The organism is Butyricicoccus sp. (assembly GCF_050872565.1).
Classification (GTDB): domain Bacteria; phylum Bacillota; class Clostridia; order Oscillospirales; family Butyricicoccaceae; genus Butyricicoccus_A.
Map to the genome: position 1 here is coordinate 1 of NZ_JBNMHC010000330.1, position 2,463 is coordinate 2,463.

A 2,463-nucleotide genomic window follows, 5' to 3' on the forward strand; every position below is an offset into this window, starting at 1 on the left:
GCGAGACAGGAAAGGATGAAAAAACATGCTGAATCGAAACAACGACCAAAAGACAGATGTCATTGAACACATGCGGGATGGTGACGGTCATGTCATCCGCCGCACATTGATTGCTCCGGAGGATTCCTGCGGCAAATTTAAGATGTGTGCAAAGATTACGCTGGAGCCGGGATGTTCTATCGGTGAGCACGGCCATCAGCCGGATGCAGAATTCTGCTACATGCTGGAGGGCGAGCTGACTATCTTGGACAATGGTAAAGAACATACCGTCTATCCGGGAGATGCTTGGATGTGCGGCGATGGTGCCGTGCACTACAGCAAAAATACCTCAGATAAGCCGGCAGTTTTTCTTGCCATGGTAGTAGAATAACGAAACAAAAAAAGACCGATGCGCGATGCATCGGTCTTTTGCTGTCTGAAATAGATTTACTTGACGATGTAAACATTTGCGTACTTGACGCCGTTCTTCTTCGCGATGGAATTGTTTGCTACGAAGATGTCAATGCGCTTGCCCTTGATGGCGCCGCCGCGGTCCTCTACGGTGTAGGTGCCCCAGCCTTCGATGTAAACCTTGGTGTACATCGGCAGAACAGAGGTATCTGCTGCGATGGTGTGGTTAACGCGCGGGGATCTGCCGGAAGCAGTGGTGCTGTCACCAGCGTAGAAGGTCAGCTTGAAGTTGCCTACCAGCTGCTTGTTGCTGCTAGTGCTGGTGGACGGCTGGGTGGTAGTGGTCTGGGAAGTGGACGGCTTGGAAGTGGTCAGGTACTTAGAAGATACATAACCGGTCTTGCCGTTGACGGAGATCTTTGCCCAGTTGCCGGAAACGCCGGTCTTGGTAGCAACCTGACCCTTGCTCATGGAAGTAACTACCTTGTAGCTGGTGCTTGGGCCAGAGCGAACGTTTACTGCGGAAACAGCGTATACGGTGGTGCTTGCTGTGCTTGTGGTAGAAGCAGAAGCAGCAGCGGTTGTAGAAACAGAACCGTTGGTCAGGTACTTGCTGTGTACATAACCGGTCTTGCCGCCTGCGGTGACCTTGGTCCAGCTGCCGGTCTTGCCAGCGGTGGTTACGGTCTGACCCTTGCCGACGATGGTAACAACCTTGTAGCGGTTGCCAGCACCGGAGCGCATGTTTACGTCGGTGGTAGCGGTAGCAGATGCAGCGAATGCACCAGCGGTCAGGGATGCGGTAACAATAATGCCGGTAGCGGCAACAATAAGATTTCTCTTTAATTTCTGAAACATGTAAGTAACTCCTTTATTACGCGGGGCTGCCGAAGCAGCAGGGTATCAATTTGTTACGTTCGTGTAACCGTTTGTTACGGTTGTGTAACTGAACTGTAACCTATCTTACAGGAACAGCCGTCATTTGTCAAACAATTCTTGGACATTTTTTTAATTTCAGGCATTTTAGACAAGAATAAACTGGGAAAATTGGTGAATTTGGCAATAAAACCGGCGAAAATTCGGAAAAATAACAAAAATACACGCGAGGCGAATGGTTACAAACATCGCGGAACGGTTACAAACTGGCGGGCTATCCTGTCGAAAAAATTGACAGGGATGTGAATTGGAAAACCGCCAAATGGGTGTACATTGAGAAAAAACTGTGCTATACTATGTAATAGTTTTTGACGTTTGGCTGTTGTGTGTGGACCACAACAGTTTGAGGATAAAGTAATAGCAAATACGATGAATTGAAATTTATTTCGCGCTGTAGGCTGCCGAATGAAGCGGGACTGGAGTTCGCCAGTGCGCTGTTTTGCTGTGCCTGTATCAGAGGCAATGCATCCTGCGTGCGCGTTCATGTAAAGGAAAGTGATACGCATTTATGAAAGAAAAACTGAAGATTATACCGTTGGGCGGACTCAATGAGATCGGCAAGAACATGACAGTCATCGAGTATGGACAGGACATTTTTGTCATTGACTGCGGCATGGCGTTTCCGGACAATGATTTGCTGGGCGTTGACTTGGTTATTCCGGATGTCACGTATCTGCGTCGGCACAAGAACAAGGTGCGCGGCATTGTCATCACGCATGGTCATGAGGATCACATCGGCGCGCTGCCGTACGTACTCAAGGAGCTGAATGTTCCGGTTTATTGTACGCGTCTGGTTGCTGGAATCCTGAACTCAAAGTTTGAGGAGCACCGCATGACCAAGCAGGTAAAGATCAACTGCGTCAAGGCAGGCGATCATATCAAGCTGGGCTGCTTTGACATTGAGCTGATTCATACCAATCATTCGATTGCAGATGCAGTCGCTCTGGCAATCCGCACCCCACTCGGAACCATCATTCACACCGGTGACTTTAAGATTGACCCGACACCGGTATCTGGTGAAATGATTGACCTGACCCGCTTTGGTGAGCTGGGCAAGAAGGGCGTGCTGGCACTGATGAGTGATTCGACAAATGTCGAGCGTCCGGGCTACACACCGAGTGAGATGGAAGTTGGTAA

The 2,463-nt window shown here is 49.5% G+C and carries 3 protein-coding genes; 2 read left to right on the top strand and 1 reads right to left on the bottom strand.

Annotated features, from left to right (window positions below; genetic code table 11):
- Positions 1-25 precede the first annotated feature (25 nt).
- Positions 26-370, top strand: a complete 345-nt coding sequence (locus tag ACR0P9_RS10905; RefSeq protein ID WP_432620059.1) for a cupin domain-containing protein — start codon at positions 26-28, stop codon at positions 368-370.
- A gap of 56 nt (positions 371-426) precedes the next feature.
- Here ACR0P9_RS10905 and ACR0P9_RS10910 read toward each other — a convergent pair whose 3' ends face one another.
- Positions 427-1,248 (bottom strand): SH3 domain-containing protein, encoded by an 822-nt coding sequence (locus tag ACR0P9_RS10910; RefSeq protein ID WP_432620061.1) that lies wholly within the window; start codon positions 1,246-1,248, stop codon positions 427-429.
- A 586-nt stretch (positions 1,249-1,834) separates the two neighbouring features.
- Between ACR0P9_RS10910 and ACR0P9_RS10915 the strand changes: the two genes are divergently transcribed.
- A partial coding sequence (locus tag ACR0P9_RS10915; RefSeq protein WP_432620063.1) for a ribonuclease J occupies positions 1,835-2,463 on the top strand: 629 nt, incomplete at its 3' end.

Bases quoted from the DNA above. Each gene is read 5' to 3' on its own strand.
- ACR0P9_RS10910 (WP_432620061.1), bottom strand. From the start codon at position 1,248: ATGTTTCAGAAATTAAAGAGAAATCTTATTGTTGCCGCTACCGGCATT.
- ACR0P9_RS10905 (WP_432620059.1), top strand. From the start codon at position 26: ATGCTGAATCGAAACAACGACCAAAAGACAGATGTCATTGAACACATG.